Below are 17,215 nucleotides of genomic sequence, written 5' to 3'. Positions count from 1 at the left end.
CGAGGCAGCCCCTGCCACCACGGCTGTGGCTGCGACCTCCGGCACTTGGTGAAGAGTGCGGAGGAGGGACCGGAGCGTGAGCCGGAGCACCTGGACAACGGTGAGATGCGGGTGCTGCTGCGGGCGACTCGCGAGGTCGCCGAACTCGTCAGCCACAACCGTGAGCAGCTCGCCACGGCCCGGGCCCGTACGATCGGCGCGCACGCTCGGACAGAGGTAGCCGTTCAGGCTCTGGCACGGTTCGAGGCGGTGGCCTCGCTCCGTACGGCCCGGGCGGCCCAAGAGGCGGTCGAAGCTCGCCACGCGGACGACGGTGCCCGCGACCGACGCCGCCGGGAGCCGTGGATACGGATGCTGCGCTGGCCGGTGATCGCTGCCATGGCCGTGTTTGACGCGTGGTACTTCATGCGGGTCTTCCAGTACCTCACTTCGAGCGAGGAAGCCGTCTCGCCGGTCGAGCAAACGGTTTCCTTCCTGCCAGGAGTCGTTCTCGCACTCGCGCTTATGCTGTCCGGCCACACGATCGCGGCGCCGTTGCACCGCTTGCGGGAGTGGCTGCACACCTTCCGAGAGAGTCGGCCCGTGCTTGTGACGCTCGGTTCCCTTGCGCCGCCTGTCCTCTACCTCGCCGCCGTGCTGACCACCGTCACCGTGTGGGCTCTGCTTCGGGCGCGAGACACAGGGGCGGGAGCCGAGGACATCGAGGGGGCGAGGTACGCGCCCGGCTGGGTCGCCCTGCTGATGCTGGTCCTCGCGATCACGGCGGTGGCAATGAAGATCGTGGCGTACAACCCCTACGCGGACAGCGCCGCCGAGGCCCGCCGTGGCCTTCTGCGGGCCCGGATTGCGTACGCTTTGTTGGTACGAAGGGCGGGCGCCGCCCTACAGGCGCACGAGAAGGTATGGAGTGACCTGTGCGCGCTACGCGATGAACTGGCGTCCCACGTACGACTGGAAAGCATGCGTGTCTGGGAGGCCGCGATCCTTACCGCCCGCATGATGCACGGCCAAGCGGGCCACCTGCCGCCGGCTCCTGCCGCTTTGTCCGGCGCGGTGTTCGGCACGGCGCCCGGCCAAACGGCAGAGCGGGCAACCGCGGAGGCGGAGGCGCAGGCGCCGACGGTCGCCTGGATGGAGCCGCTGTTCTCCGGGGTGGTTGAGCCACCGCCAGAACTCGGGCCTCTGGTCGAGGCCCATCGGATTGCCCTGGACTATGCCCCCGTGGTGCTACGTGACCGGCGTATGGAACTGATCAGCCGCATCGATCGTCAACTCGGCCCGATTGCGTCGGCCTGACGGCTGAGTGCTGATGAAGAGGTGTCCCCACTGTCGGAGACGGAACGGGTTCAGGTACTGGCGATGACACATTGGACCCAGGTCGAGAGCGTCGTCGTCGGCGCACTACGCAGGACGTTGTTCCGCTGGTCGCGAGCTGGGTGCCGTAGCGGCCTCGGAGGGAGCCGCGTCACTCAGGTCGCCGACCAGAGGCGGCGGTAGAAGTCCATACGGTGCGGGTCGGGGGCGATTCCGTAGGCGTCCAGGAGGGCGTCCTCCCAGCCGGGGCCGTAGTTGACCCCGGTGTTCCAGGTGGCCACGGCGAGGTCGGCCCAGCGGTCCGCGACACCGAGGGCACCCATGTCCACGTGAGCGGACCACGTACCGTCCTCGTGCAGCAGCGTGTTCGGCGCGCAGGGGTCGCCGTGGCACACGACGAGGCGGTCGGCCGGCGGGGCGGCGGACAACAGGTCCGCGCTCACCTGGATGCCCGCGGCCCTGGCGCGGTCCAGCCGGTCGCCGACGGACCAGCTGAAGGGGCAGTCGGCCACGGGCAGTTGTTCGTGCAGGGCCCGTAGCCCCGCTCCCAGCGCGCGCACGGCCGTGGCGGGATCGGCCTTCCACCGGGGGGCGACGGCACTCTCGCCGGGGAGCCCATGGGTGACGAGCCAGGCGCCGGCGTCGTCGGCCCCGTACTCCCGTACGCGGGGTACGGGAGTGAAACGGCCGGCCCATTCGAGGCGTACCGCCTCGGCGGCCAGATCGAGCCCGGAGCCCGCCGGTGCCCACTTGGCGAACAACAGGCTCTCGCCCTCGCCGTCTCTGCCACCGCTGTCTCCGCTGTCGCCGATCCGGAAGGTCAGGCCGCCCAGTTCGTTCTGCCAGACGGGGTGCGGGTCGCGCCCCTCGGCGAGGGCCGCGATGCGAGCGGGAACGTGTACGGGGGAGGCGGGCGGTCCGGAGTACGGCATGCGCGCGGGTTCTCCTTCGGATCCGGAGCGGGGCATGAGCGCATGCTGGCGTCGGCGGGCGCCGGACGCGAACCATTTTCCTCGGCGGCCTGAGCCTGAGCCCGCGGGGTCCGCTCGGCGGTGTCCGTGTGGGCCGCCTGACTGGTCGCCTGGCCGGGCCGCTTGCGGTAGAGCCGCCCGTACTCGCGGGTGAACCAGCCCCGGCTGACGGAGTTCAGCGCGAGGAGCAGCCCGGTGTCCTCGGATGCCGGCAGGGCCATCCAGCCGCCAAGGGCGAGCAGCAGGTCGCGGCGCATGAACAGGGTCGCCGGGTGGACCTGGGCGATGAAGCCGTGGGCCCGCCAGTGCTCCAGCACCGCGCCGAGCTCGGGGCGACCGCGTCGCCGGTCCCGTCCTCCTGGACGACCCAGTGCCACTCCCACCCCTCGGGCAGCTCCTGATCACGCAGGGACGCGTACGCGTCCGGAAGGAACGGCGCCGCGGGTTCGTGAACAGCCGTGATGGCGATGATGCGCCGACGCATCGAGGCCATCGCCTTCCTGATCGCAGGACTCGACCCGCCTCGCCCCACCTCGTCTGACCCCGTCCCGCCTCGTGCCGCCTCGTCCCGTCTCGTCTCGTCACGCCGACGGCTGCCGAGGCTGCCGACGGCTCTCGGCGTACGAGCCGGCCGCGCGGTGACGACGCGGGGGAGCAGGCGGCTGCTGAGCGTGTCGGAAACGGGTCACCGTGATCACTTTTGCTACTGTCCGCCTCGCGCAAATCGCCCATAAAGGAATAATTTGATCCGGTTGGTGGCCGGAAGGAGCAGGGACATGAACGACTTTTCTCGTCGCGGACTACTCAAGGCAACGGCGGTCGCCGGTGCCGGCGCGGTCGTCGTCCCGGGCGTCGCGACCGCCCAGGCCCCGGTCGCGAGCGCTGTGGCCGCCGGGGCCGAGGGCGTCGTCAGGGCAGAGGGTGCCGGGCCTGGGGGTGCGAAGTGCCCGCCGGCGAAGTTGACCGGCCGTATCGTGCGTCCCAATGATCCCGACTACGCGGAGGCGAGCCTGGGCTGGGACGAGCTGTTCGTCCACTATCCGCTGGTCATCGTCTACGTCCAGAACACCCAGGACGTGGTCAACGCCCTGACATGGGCGCGGCAGCACAACGTCGCGCTGCGGGTGCGCAGCGGTGGCCACAGCCTCGAGGGCTGGTCGAACGTGGACAACGGCATCGTGATCGATGTCAGCGAGCTGAAGTCGGCGCATATCGACGCCAGGGCCCGCACGGCGACGGTCGGTGCCGGCCTCAACCAGCTGGAAGCGGTGACCACGCTCGCCGAGAAGAACTTCGCGGTGACGACGGGAACGGAAGGCAGCGTAGGCCTGGCCGGTGCCACCCTGGGCGGCGGCCTCGGGTTCTTCACCCGGTATCTGGGCATGGCCTGCGACAGCCTGATCGGCGCCGAGGTCGTCGTGGCGGAAGGCGCCGAGTGCGCCAAGGTGATCAAGGCGGACCTGAAGAACCACTCCGACCTGCTGTGGGCTCTGCGCGGCGCGGGCAACGGCAACTTCGGGATCGTCACGTCCCTCACCTACAAGGTGGCTCCGCTCAAGAGCGTCACGTACCTGCGGGCGACGTGGGACGGCCTCGGGGACCTGCACGGAGTCTTCGACAACTGGCAGCGTACGGCTCCGGTCACCGACAACCGCCTGGGCACCCAGATCGAGGTGCACCCGAAGCAGATCCTGCTGTTCGCGGTCCTGGCGGAGGGAACGCCGGCGGAGGCGAAGAAACTGCTGGCCCCCATCCTTTCGGTCGGCCGTCCCGAGGTCACGACGCAGGTCGGCAACTGGGGCGATGTGTACGCGGGGTTCCAGGTCCCGACCGAGGACGAACCCGCGAACTGGAAGTTCTTCTCCCAGTTCACCAAGAAGCCGTTCCCGGACAAGGCGATCAGCATCATCGCCTCGTTCATGCGGGACGCGCCGACGGACGACAGCAACTTCTTCACCCAGGCCTTCGGCGGAGCGGTCAGGAAGAGCCCCCGCGGCGGTACGTCGTTCCCGCACCGCGACGCGCTCTTCTACTCCGAGCCGGGCGTCGGCTGGGGCACCCGCGGTGTACCGGGCAGCGGCGACGAACTGACCGCGCGGGCCCAGGCATGGATCGCGGAGTTCAGCCAGGCGCTGCGGCCCTACGTGCAAGGCGCCTACGTCAACGTCCCGAACATCGGCATGCAGGAGTGGGAAACCGCCTACTGGGACGGCAACTTCGACCGGCTGCGCCGGATCAAGGAGAAGTACGATCCTCACAACGTCTTCCAGTACGAGCAGAGCGTCCCACCCGCCTCCTGCTGACCGAACGACAACCTGGCCCCCTCCCGATCCGCTTCCGGCGAGGGGGCTCAACCCCGTCCGCTCTCCCTGAACGGACCGCTGGGCGGATGCCCGGCCCGGGGCTGCCGGCCCGCCTGTGAACCGCCGGCACGAACAGGAAGAACGCCAGTGGGGCGGACCGCTTTCGCGGTCCGCCCCACTGACTGGTTCAGGTCCGACCGACGGCCTCGTTCAGCCGACGCAGAGGACGAGCAGGCAGAGCTGCTCCCGTGGTGGCTTGGCCGGGTCGGCGGGGTCGGCCGGGTCGGCGGGCGTGCTCGCCTCGGGGTTCGCGGGCGCGGTGGTGTCCGCGCCGGAGTCGTCGGCGGGCGGGGCCGAGGGCGGCGGTTCGGGTGTTGTGGTCCGCGGGGCCGACGGTTCGGCGGCGGGCGGGACCACGTCGGCCGTCACCGGCGTGGTGCGCTGCTCCGGGCTCGCGGGCGCTGTGGAACGGGTGACAACGGCGGTGGTCTGCCGCCGGCTCTTCTCGGCGCCGCCCGCCACCGCCGTGTCGGCCTTCCGCGACGAGCCGCTGATCGCCGCGTCGTCGACCGTGGACGGGGAGGCGTCGGCGCCCGGCTCCCGTGCGTCACGGGCGCGTGGCCGCACGGATGACGAGTCGGTCTCGGTCCCGTCCACAGAGGTGGGGGCCGAGGCCGCCGGCTCCGGTGCCGAGGCCGCCTGCGCGGGGCCGGCGGACGGCCGGGACGGCAGGACGGCGAGGGTCAGGCCGCCGCCGACGAGCGCGACGGTCGAGGCCACCACGGCGCGGCGTCGCTGCTTCTTCCACCGGGCCAGCTGACGACGCCGGGCCGCGCGGCCGGGCGTCGCGGGCTCGGTACACCCGGACCTTTCGGACAGCTCGGGGCTTTCGGGCTGTCCGGTGCCGGATGCGCCCGAGATTTCGTCCGTGGTCCCGGCCGCGGTCGCGGCCGCCGCCTCCCGCGCCGAGGCGTCCGTCATCGCGTCCTCGGCGGCGCCGAGGGGATACGACGCGGCGGTGAGGCGAAACGGCGCGGTGGCGGGGCGAGGAGCGTCGCCACCGTCGTCACCGGCCCCTGAAGCCGGGAACTCCTGTGTGGGCCACGACTGAGGCGGTGTCGCGGTCGTGGCCGACGCGTGGTGGGAGTCATGGCCGGGAGGGGCGATGTCGGGGGCGTACGCACCGCACCCGGGGCATACGAGGGCACCGTTGAGCGTCCGATGGCAGGAGGAGCAGTAGTCCATCCGCGATTCTTTCTACGCTGACTGCGCTGGCTGCGCCGCCAGGGGCGCCGGCGACCTGTTCACGTTCGCATATTCGGAGTTCGCACTCGGGATCGAGCGCAAATCAACCTAACCGGGCATGCGGGAGGCCGTGCGAACTCTGTGTGCTGCTCTTGCGAAGATTGCGTCCTGCTCGTGGCCGGCGACTGCCCTACACGATGCCGCGTCTGTCACGCACGGCGCACGTGAACGGGCACAGGACAGGTCCATGTGCCAGGAGTCGACGAGTCCGCCCTGCCCAAGGCCACGTCCATGCGACGCTGCTGGTCGACCTCTGCGGCCTGCGGCCCCGGCGATGTCCTGCCGTGCGAGGGGGCACGTGCGCGGGACGAGGGCCGACCGGACGACATGCGCTCCACCGGGCTTGTCGGTCCGGAATCCGCGGCCTGCCCTCGACCAGCTTCGGCCCCGGCTTGGGCAACAACGGCTCGATCAGAGAACATAGTTCGTCCGAGACCATCCACGGCCTTGACTCCCTCTTCCCCACGACAAGACCAACGAGTTACCAGGCCGACAGTCACATGACCGACAGCTTCTGTTAGGACCTCTTAGCCCTGCCAACGCCTCCCAGGTCCGCCTCGCACGAGGTGCCGCGTCGTTCGGGTTGGCTGTACCGCCGGTCGGCCTGCTGCCGGTCAGATGACGTCGGCCTGCCCCTGATGCGGCTGTTCCAACTGTTGTTCCCGCTTGCGCTGCTCCATCCGAAGCGTCTCCACGTTCTCCGCGAACCGCTCCAGGTTCACCGCAGCGTCCGCATCCGCGTACGGCGCAATCCCCAGATCAAAGGCCGTGGCGTGCTGCTCTACCTGGTCCGCGGTCTGCTGAAGGTTGTACGCCCGCTCACGGAATTTGAAATAGCCCGTCACCGCGGTAGCGAATGCCAGGAACGACCCCAGCATGATCAGGATCGTTTTACCCGGCTGCGGGGTCTCCCAGAAAGCCGTAGTCGCCGTGGTCCCCACCGACGCGAAGAACACTCCCCACTGAAACCAGTTGTGAATGCGCCGGTAGAACTGTGTATTCCGCCGTAGACGATCTATGACCCGTGGTATGTGCTCCCGGTAGCCGTCCCGCCGTTCCGTCGTCGGGCGTGTCTTTGAGGCGTTGAGGGTCCACCAGTCATGAATGATCTCCAGATCTCTGCGGAGCAGGAACACCGACCTGACACCGTGTTTCTCGTCCTTTACCCGCAGGAAGTAGCCGACCAGGAACACCACCACCAGGACCAGAATCACCACGATGGTCACGATGTTGAACGTGCGCAGGTCCGGCACGTCTTCCGGCCACAGGTTTCCCCATCCGACCACTGCCAGAACCAGCGGCATCACCACAAGCGGCACCAGCCGGAGCCACCGCGACAGAAGAGCCCTGCGGATACGGCGTTCCGCCGTCGCGACGTCCCGCCGGTAGGTGATAAAGCTGTTCGCGTATTCGTGCTGTTGAGCGGGCTCTAGGCTCCATCCGTACTCTTGTTTTGGGTCTTTGAGGGTTTCAATGACCTCTTCAACGAGGTTGCCCCAGGTGGAATCCGATTCCGCGGTGAACACATGCTCAAGTCGTACGTACCGTTTGTACCGGTCAGGTGTCCCATACTTCCGGTGGAAGATGTATGCGCCATCACCGGCATATCTGACCTGTCAGGCTATTTCGACAAATAGGGTCCACTTGAGTTCTTTCTTATCGGTCTTCCAGGCGGCGGAGAGGATCGCGGCTACGCCCTCCCAGGTCAACACGAATTCCTCGGGGAGGGGAGTGTGTATGTCGGCCTCGGACAGCCGCTGATCTTCGTATGCGAGGTGATGCAGGACATCGCCCACCCACGGTTCGTAACTGTCGGCGGTCTCGGGTTCAGGTTCGCGCGGCACGTCGGTAAGGCCGGACATCGCGGAGTGGCTCCCGGTGGGAGCGCGCTGCTTCCCGGATTGCAGGCTGATGGGTCGCCGATCTTCAAGCTGAGGTCGGCGTAAGGGCTTTGGGCGGGAGCTGCTTCAGGCCCGCGCACGGCGCGGGCGCGCGCCGCCTCTGCGGCGCGGACGGCCTCACGTGGCGAGAGGACTGTCAGGATGCGGGTGTGGACAGTCCGGGCTTGCTTGAGGTGCTGGTTGGTTCCTTGTCGCGGCAGAGCCGCGTGTTTGCACGATCGGGTCTGTCGTCGGGGTGTGATCTTGGGGCTCAGATCTACGCGTTGGCGCAGACAGCGGAGAAGGAGTTGGCTCGTGACATCGTCAGGGGCGCCGTGGGCCCGGGTTCTGCGACAGAGGTGGCTGCCGCGCTTCACAAAGTCGGTGGGGACGACGCTGTCGAGTTGATGAGCAATCTGTCCGCTGACGACTTGGTGTTCCCTGGGCATGCACATCGGGATCGTGGTCATGCTCGGCGGACTGCGGAGCGGGCTGCGGGGCTCCTTGGATACGACGTCACGTGGTGGACCAACATTGAGGGGCCCTGGCTGGGCGGTCGCGGTTGGAATCCTGTTTCCCGGTTCACCTTCGACGGTGTGGTTGCGGGGGTCGGAGAGGAGTACTTCGTGATCCTGCTCCAGGTCGGTGAAGACTAGGTTCCGGCGAGCTTTGTCGTCGGCGTAGGTGGGTGTCCTGCCACGTGATGCTTCAGCCGCGACCGAGTTCCGGCGGGATGTGCCAGAGCGGGGCTGCGTACTGCTCGGGGTGGTTGGTGATGAGAAGTGCCCTGAGGTCTTCGCGTTGAGCGCCGGGTAGGCCGAGGACTTCTGTGATGCGGCGGAACGTGGTGTGGCTGACTCCGCGGTGGCGGGCCTCGGTCTCGAACTGGGCGACCTGGTCCAGGGTGGTCTTCGGGTCGAGTTCGTGTGGGGGCTGGGTGCTGAGCCAGGCGGCCTTGTTGCGCTCGTGGTCGATCTCCCGAGTAGCCGCAGATCTCTTGGCTGAGCTGCTCGGCCTCTTCGAGCGTGGTGGTCGATATGGCGGCGCGGGCCAGTTGGTTGCGGCTCAGGGCGTCGTCCATGTCGACTTCGTGGAAGGTGGGGCCCTCGTCGGTGAGTGGGACGGGGAGGCCGGCGTCCCGGACTTCACAGAGGCCGCGGACTCCACGGGCGGTGGCTGCCAGCATTCCGGTTGCCTCGGAGGGATGCCATTCCAGGACGTCGCGGATCGGCCCGCTGATCAAGCTCCTTCGCCAGCACCAGGAAGAGCAGGAGCAGGAGCAGGAACGGATCGCGGCCGGTACCGAGTGGGAGGGCAAGGGGTACGTCTTCGCCTCGCCGACCGGCGCTCCCCTGAGCCCGAACACCGACTTCCACATCTGGAAGCGGCTCCTTCGGGACGCGGGGGTGCGGGACGGCCGCCTTCATGACGCTCGCCACACCGCCGCGACCGTGCTCCTGATCCTCGGCGTCCCCGACGTCGTGGTCGACGCGATCATGGGATGGGAGCCCGGGGGAGCGGCCCGCATGGGGGCCCGGTACATGCACGTGACCGGGACGCTGCTGCGGAAGGTGGCGCAGCAAGTCGGAGACGCGCTCTGGGAGCCGCCGGGAACGGGTCGAGCACCCAACTGAGACGGAAACTGAGACGGACGAACGCCAGAGGGCCGGGCCACTTTCGTGGCCCGGCCCTCTGAGCTGGCGGAGGATACGAGATTCGAACTCGTGAGGGGTTGCCCCCAACACGCTTTCCAACTGTCCGCGCGGGCGTCCGGGGCCGTTCGTAGGGGTTCACGGGCCAGGTCAGAGGGGCTGCGCGTACGGCGGTGAACGGTGGCGGCCGTTGGTGCACTGGACAAAGACCAGGACAACGAACGGCGTCGAACGGAACAGGAGTGGCGCGACCATCGGTCCGTCACGGGGTACGTGGAAAACTTGACACCGGGAGGCGTTCACCGGGACGCCGACGAGGCAGAGGAAGGGGAGGCCACGTGCCGCAGGCCAGTCCGCGAGGTACGTACTTGCAGATCTCGGAATCTCTGCGACAGAAGATCGAGAAAGGCAAGATCAGTGAGGCTCTGCCATCCGAGGCAGAGCTGATGCGTACGTACGGAGTCGGACGAAGCACGATCGGCCGAGCACTCAAGGCGCTCAGGGCTGACGGGGTAATCGAATCCGTCCAGGGCGCCGGCTGGTACGTCACGGGCACTGGTGACCGGCGACCTCTTGTGGAGCGCGTGACCGAGTCGCTTCGTGCTGAGGGCACGGCGGTCGGTGACGCCTTCCCGTCGGAGAACGAGCTGTGCGAGCGGTTCGGGGTGTCCCGTACGGCGGTGCGCACCGCCATCGCGCAGATGGAAGGGCAAGGGCTCATCGAGATGGGACCGAACCGTCGACGGCGGGTGCGGGCCCTCCCTCCAAGACAGGAGACTTCGTAACGTGGCCACGGCGGATCTCACAGGGCAGGCTTACCACCTTGCCGAATCGTTGTTGTCCGAACCACTACCGCGCCGCTGGCGCCACTCGCTAGGTGTCGCCGAGCGAGCCCGGTCCCTCCGACCGATCCTCAACGAAGACGCCTCCCTGCTGGAAGCTGCGGCCGTGCTGCACGACATCGGCTACTCGCCCCGCATCGCTTCCACAGGCTTCCATCCGCTTGACGGCGCGCGGTTCCTACGCGATCAGGAAGGTATGGATGAGCGGGTCTGCCGATTGGTGGCGCACCACTCATGTGCCCTTCTGGAGGCTGAGGAGCGAGGGCTCCATGAGGAACTGGCTACCGAATTCGAGTTGGAGTCCCCGGCTCTCGTGGACGCCATGATCTTCTGCGACATGACGACCACCCCCGATGGAGGTCAGACCACCTCGGAGGATCGAATTTCCGAGATTGTTGGCCGATACGGGACCGACACGATCGTCGGCCGCTTCATTCAGCGGGCCGCCCCCGACATTCACGGCGCGGTGCACCGTGTCGCGCGTCAACTCGATGAGGTGCGGGCGGCCGGTTAGCCGATGTAGGGCGCTGTGCGCGATGCGTCGAGTCCGTGAGTGATCCGAAGTCGCATGGAAGGATGAATCTCTAGCTTTTCGAGGTCCGCTGGGGACACCCAGCGGACCTCTTTAGATTCTGAACTGGTCCTCAGAGCGCCCCCCGTCGGCCGAGCGCGGAAGCAAATGGAGAATTGCTGACGTACCTCGCCGTCGTCGTACTTCATGACATGCTCCGGGTCGGTATAGAGCCCCACGATCTCCTCTACGGCGACCGTCATTCCGGTCTCTTCCTCCACTTCCCGCACGACCGTTTGCGCGATGCTCTCCCCGGCATCGTGGCCGCCGCCGGGTAGAGCCCACAGGTTGTTGTCGGTCTTGTGGATGAGCAGGAGCCTCCCCCGGCTGTCTTGGACGACTGCGGTGACGGACGGAACGACCGAGTTGGCCTTAGGGGCTTCCGGGTCTCGGAAGTAGTCGATTCGGCTCACGATGTAGCGCCTTCATAGTCGGTGGGTGATGTGATCCGTCGGGAGCTCTCCCAGACGCGCTCTACGCTCTCGGCGTAGGTATCGAACAGTTCGCCACCAGGGACGCGCTGAAGATGCAGTACGGGCGCCATATAGGCGCCTACGCCGTAGACATGGCCATTCGCTAACAGCTCGTTGTCGGAACGGTAGATCGAGTTGTAGAGCGTCGTGGCATGGAGCCTGAACTCCACGCCCGGCAGAGGGAAGAGCGGCGCGTAATTCATCAGCGCGTTCCGGATCTTTCCTGCCATGGCTGACCCGATTCCTTCGTCGTCACCGCGAACGGCGACGGCCGCACTGCCGGGGTCGCCAAGCATGAATCGGACCGGCACCCCGGCGGATGACTTCTCTCGCACCAACCGATGAAATCTCGGATCCTCTGTCAGCCAAAAGCCCGAGTAGACCAGCACGTCGAAGTGCGACGTCGCGTCCGCGTACAGCTTCGTCCACATGTCTTGCGGGACTACGGAACGGTGCGGATAGAGCTTCAGCACTTCTGAGTCGCTGGACGCGGTGACTTGCTCGGAGGTCCGTTCGTCCGGCCAGAGGAACGAGACCTCACGCCGGAGCATGGAGGCGACGGCGTACTGAAACCGCCTGTAGGGCTTGCGGTTTGGCTCAGAGACCCACCGTTCGACGGTCTTGGGTGAGACTCCGAGACGTTCCGCCACCTGCTCCAGCTTGAGGCCGCTCTCCACGATCGCCCCGCGAAGCCTCTCGTTCGCCATGTGACCCTCCCGTCCGGGACGCGCTGGGACGACTTCGACTCTAGCGAGCCGAGCGTGAGTCGTACACGCACGGAGTGCAACGTCCCGCACTTCGTTGCCAAGCTGGTCATGTCGCTGATCGAGGGCGGCGGTTCCGACAGCGAAATCCCGAAGGTTGACAGCCCGGAACCGCCCTGCCATGGTGAGAGGCATGTAATACATGCATCGCTTTGAGTGATGTGCGTAGCTGCGCCCAGAGGCCCCCGTGCGAACGGGAGCGAGGCCGATGAGAGCGCCGGTTGCTTGAGAACTGCACAGTGAACCGAGATGGGGTGAGAGCCCCTGTCTCCGCGACGGCCCGGGTGATGGCCGTCCCCGAGGGCGACCGGGTGACGTCGTCGGCGGCATCTTCACGTGCTGGCTCTGGAGAACACCCCTCGGGTGCCATCCAGCCCGCGCCGCCCTGCTACCGCCAGAGCAGCGACGATGGCGCGCCCGATGAACGGGCTCGGGACCGGCCGACCGCGGCAACGGCGGACCGGTGAAGCCCTCCCTGTGCGCGAGCGCACACGATCCCCGGCCTGCTCACAGAGAGGCCGGGTGGTCGTGGCCGCTCGACACCGAGAGGCCAAAACCAGAGCAGGCCCCGGGGTGCGACCCGGGACCTGCGTACAGGCGCCTTGCTAGGAGGAAACCTGTGGTCACCAGTCTGACAGAGACGGAACGGGCCGAGTTGGCCCGTAAGGCCGCTGAGGCCACCAAGCGCAGTGAAGCCGCCGCGAAGGCGAAGGGCACGCGCTGACCAACTGCCCCGATGGTGGCCCGGCTACCGGGTCGGCGGATTCGACTTCCGTCCGGGGCGCTCGCCCTAGCCGCGCTCTGCGGCAGGGCTTACCCCCACGAACGGCGCGCGGCCCCGGAGAGGCAACTCCGGGGCCGCTGATCTGAGCCGTTCCACCTGCTAGGGAGAGACCGACTCAATGAATCACATCGGAGCACGTCAGGCGCTCGTTACGGCCGCCGGGTACGCCGGCGGGCCGACGGCCATCGAGCTGGACGCGATCGAGCGGGAGATGCCGCTCATCATGGCGGAAGTCGACCTGCTGGACGCGCAGATCACGGCCATGGACCGGTCGGCGAACGAGGTGGACGCCCGACGGATCCGCCGGGCCCGCCGGCGGGTGCTGGTCGAGCGCCGGGAGTTCTCGAACCGCGCCGCCACGGTGACCCTGCCGGGCGGTGCCGCGTGAGCATCCTCGACAAGGCATTGACGGCCGCACACGCGGAAGTGAAGGCCGAGATTGCCCGAACCGACACCAAAACCGGGCTGTTGCTCGCGTTCGTCGGTGCGCTGCTGGCCGGTATCTGGTCGGTCGCCTCTGATGTTCGTCTGCCGGTCGCCGCGTACGTGGTCGGCGGGCTCGGCGTGCTGCTGTTGCTCGCTGCGGCGGCTCTCCTACTGCGGGCGGTCCGCCCGAACCTGGGCGGCCGGCGCCCGCACGGGTTCCCGCTGTGGGCCACGCAGACCGCTCAGGAGATCACCACCGGACTGTCCGAGGACACCCGCGCACAGGACATCGCCAGCCTGTCGCGTCTCGCTGTCACCAAGTACGTGGCGCTGCGTCGGGCAGTCGACCTGACCCGCGTCGCCGGTGCCCTGCTGGTCATCGCGGCTGTGATCGGGATCGGGGGTGCGCTGTGACGGGCACGCTGAATGATCTCTCGGCTCCACTGCTGGCGCTGCGGCTGCTCGCTGTGGAGTTCGCGCATCTGCCGGCACCGTCGGTGTCGGTGTCGACCGTGTATCCGGACCTGTTGCACCTGTCGTTTCATGACGGCGGGTTCGCCTCGTTCGAGGCGTGGCGTGAGGCGCTGGAGATCGACCCGGCAGAGGTTGTTCACCACGTTCAGGGGGACGGGCGGACCGGGGTGCTGGATGTTCACGGCGTGTTCGCCGGGGCCCGTCTGCGCCTGACCGGCTACACCCGGATCGCGTCCGGAACCGGCGTTCCGGCGGATGCGGGGGCGGTCTCGTGAACGCTGTTCAGGTCCGTTCAGCGGAGCGCGCGCTGTCGGTCGGGACGTGGCTGATCGTGGCCGGCGCGATGCTCTACTCCGTCCTCACCGTGACCCCGCTCATGGCCCGGCACACGGCCGAAGAGTGGGCATGGACCGCGCCGATCCTGCCCCTCGTGGTCGACGCGGCCGTCGTCATCGTGGTCCGCCTTGACTCCGTGCTCGCCCGTCTCGGCGGGCACGGCGGCCGGTGGCCGGTGGTGCTGCGGTGGATGACCGGCGCCATGACGCTCGCTCTCAACGTCGCGGACAGCGCGCTGAAGAAAGACCTGGTGGGAGTGGCCGTGCACGCGGTCGCGCCGCTGCTGCTCATCGTCACCGCAGAAACCGGACTCGCCTACCGCCGGGCCATCGCTGCGGCCGTCGCACGATTGGACGCCGAACAGCGTGCCGAACGCGAAGCGCGCGAGGAAGCGGCCCGGGAGCGACAGGAGCGGGCCGAGCGGCGGGAGCGGGAGGAGCGCGAGCACGCGGCGCAGTTGCTGCGTGAACAGCGTGAACATGAGGCCCGTCTGGCCCGTGAGCAGACCGAACGCGAGGACGCGGCCCGCCGTGCCGAACGGCAGGAGCAGCAAGCTCGGGAGCGGGCGGAGCGGGAGGGCCGTGAACGCCGTGAACGCGAGCGTGAACAGCAACAGCGCGATCGTGAACGCCTCGAACGCGAGGCGCGGGAACGGGTCGAGCGTGAGCGGCAGGAGCGGGCCGAGCGTGAACGCCGTGAACGCGCAGCGTTGCTGTCCGGCGGGCCGGTGAACGAGAAGCTGCCCGAGGACCGGGCGCGCCGGATCGTGCGCGCGGCGTTCGGTGAGGGGCTGGCGGTGCGGGCCGCCGCAGACCTGTGTGGCTGGTCGGTCGGCTGGGTCTCCGCCCGCTACCAGGACCACCGCGATGCCGGGCACGTCCTCGAAGGCGCGGTGTCGTGAGCGTCCTGCCGGTCTACCGGTGGCGGCTCGCCCCGGACGGCTACGCCACCCGTCGACAGCTCCGCGCCGCCGGGCTCCGCCCCGGCGGGCAGGACGTCGCGGCGGAACTCCAGCGGCCCCGCCGCCGACGCGGCCCGCTGGTCGCCTACCTCTACCGCATCGACCACGCGAAACCGGTCCGGCCGATGACACCCGGCCGATGGCAGGCGCTCGCCAAGGCCAACGTCGCACGCCGCACGTGCCCGGAGTGCGGGTGCGATGTCGGCTACGTCATTCCCACTTCGCTCGGCATGTGCGTGCCGTGCGCCGATGCCGCGCAGTCCGCTGCGTGAGCAGGAGGTTTCCTGTGCAGTCCACTCGCCCGGTTCAGGGCTCGCATCTGTACGTACTCACCGTCCAGGGCAAGAACGGCCAGTCCACCAGCTTCGGGACGTTCACGCCGCGTGAGGGGTGGTCCCGCTACGACGCGCTGTGCGCGCTCATGACGGAGATGGAGCAGAACGCTCCCGGGCTCGGCCTGACTCAGCCCATCGTCTTGTACTTCTCGATGGAGCCCAACGCTCTCTGACCTGCATGTTCACAGGGCCCAGCCATCCACCTTCCACAGCGCTGGCTGGGCCCCCTTCTCTCCCCTAGGGAGGTCTCAAGCATGACGGACATCAGCACGGAACCGGTAGTGGACATCCCACCGCCGGCTCCCGCGACCTCACCACCCCCCGCACCGGCCCCGGAACCTGCTGCGATGAAGAACGCCCCCGCAGTTGCGCATACGGCGGGTGGGTGGCCGGTGGTTCCGCTGGCCACGACCGGCGCCAACAGCGCCGTGAGCGGGATCGCCGCCGCTGCTCTGGCTGGCGGTCCGGCCGGTGTCGCCGGCGCGGTCGCGGGTGCGGCACTCATCGGCGGTGCGGCCCTGGCCCGCCGCGCGGCGCGTAATCGCACCACAAAGACCATCACCAGGACCGCGAAGAAGATCCCCGCCCCGCGCATGCCCAAGCAGTCCACGGGCGGAAGCCGCGCGGGACGCACGAGCGGTCCGAGGACCGGCACCGGCACCCGCGCCGCGTCGCGCTCCGGGTCCGGGGCGTCCGGCAGGGGCTCGCTGTCCAAGACCCGTTCCGGCGCCCGGCCCGGCGGAAGTTCGTCGTCGCGGTCGGTGCGACCGTCGGGACGTGCCGGGCAGGTCAAGGCACTGCGGGAGTCGGCGCGGACGTCGGCCCCGACCCGCGCCGAGCGCCGGACCCAGAACACCCGGGCCCGTCGACAGGTCGCCGACACCCGCCGCAACACCTCCGGCCGCCGTTCGGCCACGGGCTCGGGCTCGAGTTCCGGCGGTGCCGGGCGGGGTCGGGGTGGTGCGTGGCTGGGTGGGAAGGTCCGGGCAGGGCGTGACGCTGCGGTGCAGCGCGCCCGTACCGCGCGGGACCGCAGCGCGGCCAGGGCGGTGGACGGGGCGCGGGAGAAGGTCCGGGCCGCTGTCACCGCGCGGCAGGCGCGGGCCATGAAGCGTGCCGTGCGTAGGGACGCGCGGCGGCAGTTGTGGCGCTCGGCCGCCCGGAAGCAGGGGCGCCGGCTGCTGGCTGCTCTGCTCGCCGCGCCGGTTGGTGTCCTCGGGCTGCTGACCACCCCGCTGGGCCGGAAGCTCGGTATCACCGCGTTGCAGTACCCGGGCGGCCGCCTGTACCGGCATCTGATGCGCACGGCCGAGGAGCGGCAGGCCGCGCGTGACGCCGCGATCCGTGAGCGTCTGGCCGCCGCCGAAGCAGCCATCGACGCCGAACTCTCCGACGAAGACCGGCCGATCGGAGACAAAGCCGAACGGCCCAAGCACCTGGTCCCCGCACCCTCATCGTCTCCTGTGGAGGTCGTGAACGTGTCCGGTTTCCGATTCGAAGAGGCCGCCGCCGAGATGGAGAACGCGGCCCGCACCTACGAGCCCGACACGGCCATGGAGATCCTGACCATGGTCGAGAACCTGCCCGAAGCGCTGACCTCGGTCGCCAACACCTTCCGCATCCTGGCCGAGCGCTCCGACAGTGAGTTCCCGCTGGAGAAGGACGTCGCGGGCGCGTTCGACGAGATCTACGGCGCGCTCATGCGCGCGGTCGACTCCTCCGCCGACCTGGGGCCGCTGTTCCGGCAGGTTCACGAGCACGACATCGCCCGGCACGAAGACCCCCGCAACGGCCCGGAGGCCGAGAAGGGCTGGAACGTCTGAT

General features: G+C 68.7%; 18 protein-coding genes and 2 pseudogenes. 12 read left to right on the top strand and 8 right to left on the bottom strand.

Annotation, left to right across the window (positions count from 1 at the left end):
* Nucleotides 1-105: 105 nt before the first annotated feature.
* Complete coding sequence (locus tag IG02_RS0123815; protein ID WP_158712375.1) at nucleotides 106-1,296, top strand: hypothetical protein; 1,191 nt, start codon at nucleotides 106-108, stop codon at nucleotides 1,294-1,296.
* A 173-nt stretch (nucleotides 1,297-1,469) separates the two neighbouring features.
* Here the strand turns inward: IG02_RS0123815 and IG02_RS0123810 are convergent, their stop codons facing one another.
* Nucleotides 1,470-2,246, bottom strand: coding sequence for an aminoglycoside 3'-phosphotransferase (locus tag IG02_RS0123810; protein WP_030751707.1), 777 nt, complete (start codon nucleotides 2,244-2,246; stop codon nucleotides 1,470-1,472).
* Nucleotides 2,247-2,347: 101 nt separating this feature from the next.
* Nucleotides 2,348-2,769: pseudogene (locus IG02_RS39735) on the bottom strand (hypothetical protein); the annotation flags it as partial.
* A 292-nt stretch (nucleotides 2,770-3,061) separates the two neighbouring features.
* Here IG02_RS39735 and IG02_RS0123800 point away from each other — a divergent pair.
* Nucleotides 3,062-4,588: an FAD-binding oxidoreductase gene (locus tag IG02_RS0123800; protein ID WP_030751704.1), complete on the top strand. Its 1,527-nt coding sequence runs from the start codon at nucleotides 3,062-3,064 to the stop codon at nucleotides 4,586-4,588.
* A 210-nt stretch (nucleotides 4,589-4,798) separates the two neighbouring features.
* Here the strand turns inward: IG02_RS0123800 and IG02_RS37975 are convergent, their stop codons facing one another.
* From IG02_RS37975 to IG02_RS40900, 4 genes and pseudogenes are all read right to left on the bottom strand, one after another.
* Nucleotides 4,799-5,833 carry an SCO2400 family protein gene (locus IG02_RS37975; protein ID WP_420707786.1) on the bottom strand — a complete coding sequence of 345 codons (1,035 nt, stop codon included), beginning with the start codon at nucleotides 5,831-5,833 and terminating at the stop codon, nucleotides 4,799-4,801.
* Nucleotides 5,834-6,507: 674 nt separating this feature from the next.
* Complete coding sequence (locus tag IG02_RS40905; RefSeq protein WP_051765591.1) at nucleotides 6,508-7,419, bottom strand: SLATT domain-containing protein; 912 nt, start codon at nucleotides 7,417-7,419, stop codon at nucleotides 6,508-6,510.
* A 90-nt stretch (nucleotides 7,420-7,509) separates the two neighbouring features.
* Nucleotides 7,510-7,755: a hypothetical protein gene (locus IG02_RS0123785; RefSeq protein ID WP_030751695.1), complete on the bottom strand. Its 246-nt coding sequence runs from the start codon at nucleotides 7,753-7,755 to the stop codon at nucleotides 7,510-7,512.
* Between the two features lie 726 nt (nucleotides 7,756-8,481).
* Nucleotides 8,482-9,001, bottom strand: a pseudogene (locus tag IG02_RS40900) (DUF1152 domain-containing protein); the annotation flags it as partial.
* Here IG02_RS40900 and IG02_RS43070 point away from each other — a divergent pair.
* The 3 genes from IG02_RS43070 to IG02_RS0123765 all read left to right on the top strand — a co-directional run bounded on the left by IG02_RS43070 (nucleotide 8,886) and on the right by IG02_RS0123765 (nucleotide 10,781).
* The gene (locus IG02_RS43070) at nucleotides 8,886-9,407 is read left to right on the top strand and encodes a tyrosine-type recombinase/integrase (protein WP_420707785.1); all 522 of its coding nucleotides are present in this window, start codon (nucleotides 8,886-8,888) and stop codon (nucleotides 9,405-9,407) included. The pseudogene IG02_RS40900 and the gene IG02_RS43070 sit on opposite strands and share 116 nt — an antisense overlap.
* Nucleotides 9,408-9,763: 356 nt before the next feature.
* The gene (locus IG02_RS0123770; RefSeq protein ID WP_030751689.1) at nucleotides 9,764-10,210 is read left to right on the top strand and encodes a GntR family transcriptional regulator; all 447 of its coding nucleotides are present in this window, start codon (nucleotides 9,764-9,766) and stop codon (nucleotides 10,208-10,210) included.
* Nucleotide 10,211: 1 nt separating this feature from the next.
* On the top strand, nucleotides 10,212-10,781 hold the full coding sequence (locus IG02_RS0123765; protein ID WP_030751686.1) for an HD domain-containing protein: 570 nt from the start codon (nucleotides 10,212-10,214) through the stop codon (nucleotides 10,779-10,781).
* Here the strand turns inward: IG02_RS0123765 and IG02_RS0123760 are convergent.
* Nucleotides 10,778-11,251, bottom strand: coding sequence for an NUDIX hydrolase (locus tag IG02_RS0123760; protein ID WP_030751683.1), 474 nt, complete (start codon nucleotides 11,249-11,251; stop codon nucleotides 10,778-10,780). The two genes, IG02_RS0123765 and IG02_RS0123760, sit on opposite strands and share 4 nt — an antisense overlap.
* A complete protein-coding gene (locus tag IG02_RS0123755; protein ID WP_030751680.1) occupies nucleotides 11,248-12,018 on the bottom strand; it encodes a helix-turn-helix domain-containing protein in 771 nt (256 codons plus the stop codon). The genes IG02_RS0123760 and IG02_RS0123755 overlap by 4 nt, the downstream gene beginning before the upstream one ends.
* Before the next feature lie 959 nt (nucleotides 12,019-12,977).
* Here IG02_RS0123755 and IG02_RS0123750 point away from each other — a divergent pair.
* The 7 genes from IG02_RS0123750 (at nucleotide 12,978) to IG02_RS42230 (ending at nucleotide 17,214) form a co-directional block, all read left to right on the top strand.
* On the top strand, nucleotides 12,978-13,247 hold the full coding sequence (locus IG02_RS0123750; protein ID WP_030751677.1) for a DUF6284 family protein: 270 nt from the start codon (nucleotides 12,978-12,980) through the stop codon (nucleotides 13,245-13,247).
* Complete coding sequence (locus IG02_RS0123745; protein WP_030751674.1) at nucleotides 13,244-13,699, top strand: Pycsar system effector family protein; 456 nt, start codon at nucleotides 13,244-13,246, stop codon at nucleotides 13,697-13,699. Before IG02_RS0123750 ends, IG02_RS0123745 begins: the two co-directional genes overlap by 4 nt.
* The gene (locus IG02_RS0123740; RefSeq protein ID WP_030751672.1) at nucleotides 13,696-14,034 is read left to right on the top strand and encodes a hypothetical protein; all 339 of its coding nucleotides are present in this window, start codon (nucleotides 13,696-13,698) and stop codon (nucleotides 14,032-14,034) included. Before IG02_RS0123745 ends, IG02_RS0123740 begins: the two co-directional genes overlap by 4 nt.
* Nucleotides 14,031-14,996 carry a hypothetical protein gene (locus tag IG02_RS0123735; RefSeq protein ID WP_030751670.1) on the top strand — a complete coding sequence of 322 codons (966 nt, stop codon included), beginning with the start codon at nucleotides 14,031-14,033 and terminating at the stop codon, nucleotides 14,994-14,996. The genes IG02_RS0123740 and IG02_RS0123735 overlap by 4 nt, the downstream gene beginning before the upstream one ends.
* Nucleotides 14,993-15,328 carry an RRQRL motif-containing zinc-binding protein gene (locus IG02_RS0123730; protein WP_030751668.1) on the top strand — a complete coding sequence of 112 codons (336 nt, stop codon included), beginning with the start codon at nucleotides 14,993-14,995 and terminating at the stop codon, nucleotides 15,326-15,328. Before IG02_RS0123735 ends, IG02_RS0123730 begins: the two co-directional genes overlap by 4 nt.
* Before the next feature lie 14 nt (nucleotides 15,329-15,342).
* The gene (locus IG02_RS0123725) at nucleotides 15,343-15,564 is read left to right on the top strand and encodes a hypothetical protein (protein WP_030751665.1); all 222 of its coding nucleotides are present in this window, start codon (nucleotides 15,343-15,345) and stop codon (nucleotides 15,562-15,564) included.
* Nucleotides 15,565-15,738: 174 nt separating this feature from the next.
* The gene (locus tag IG02_RS42230; RefSeq protein ID WP_234314878.1) at nucleotides 15,739-17,214 is read left to right on the top strand and encodes a hypothetical protein; all 1,476 of its coding nucleotides are present in this window, start codon (nucleotides 15,739-15,741) and stop codon (nucleotides 17,212-17,214) included.
* Nucleotide 17,215 lies beyond the last annotated feature (1 nt).

Source organism: Streptomyces sp. NRRL F-5135, assembly GCF_000719775.1.
Classification (GTDB): domain Bacteria; phylum Actinomycetota; class Actinomycetes; order Streptomycetales; family Streptomycetaceae; genus Streptomyces; species Streptomyces hebeiensis.
Note: the sequence above shows the minus strand (reverse complement) of the source record. Positions and strands in the feature narration are given on the sequence as shown.

Coding starts and splice junctions, on each gene's coding strand:
- IG02_RS0123785 (WP_030751695.1), bottom strand. CDS start 7,755: ATGTCCGGCCTTACCGACGTGCCGCGCGAACCTGAACCCGAGACCGCC.
- IG02_RS0123750 (WP_030751677.1), top strand. CDS start 12,978: ATGAATCACATCGGAGCACGTCAGGCGCTCGTTACGGCCGCCGGGTAC.
- IG02_RS42230 (WP_234314878.1), top strand. CDS start 15,739: ATGAAGAACGCCCCCGCAGTTGCGCATACGGCGGGTGGGTGGCCGGTG.
- IG02_RS0123755 (WP_030751680.1), bottom strand. CDS start 12,018: ATGGCGAACGAGAGGCTTCGCGGGGCGATCGTGGAGAGCGGCCTCAAG.
- IG02_RS37975 (WP_420707786.1), bottom strand. CDS start 5,833: ATGGACTACTGCTCCTCCTGCCATCGGACGCTCAACGGTGCCCTCGTA.
- IG02_RS0123810 (WP_030751707.1), bottom strand. CDS start 2,246: ATGCCGTACTCCGGACCGCCCGCCTCCCCCGTACACGTTCCCGCTCGC.
- IG02_RS0123800 (WP_030751704.1), top strand. CDS start 3,062: ATGAACGACTTTTCTCGTCGCGGACTACTCAAGGCAACGGCGGTCGCC.
- IG02_RS0123815 (WP_158712375.1), top strand. CDS start 106: ATGCGGGTGCTGCTGCGGGCGACTCGCGAGGTCGCCGAACTCGTCAGC.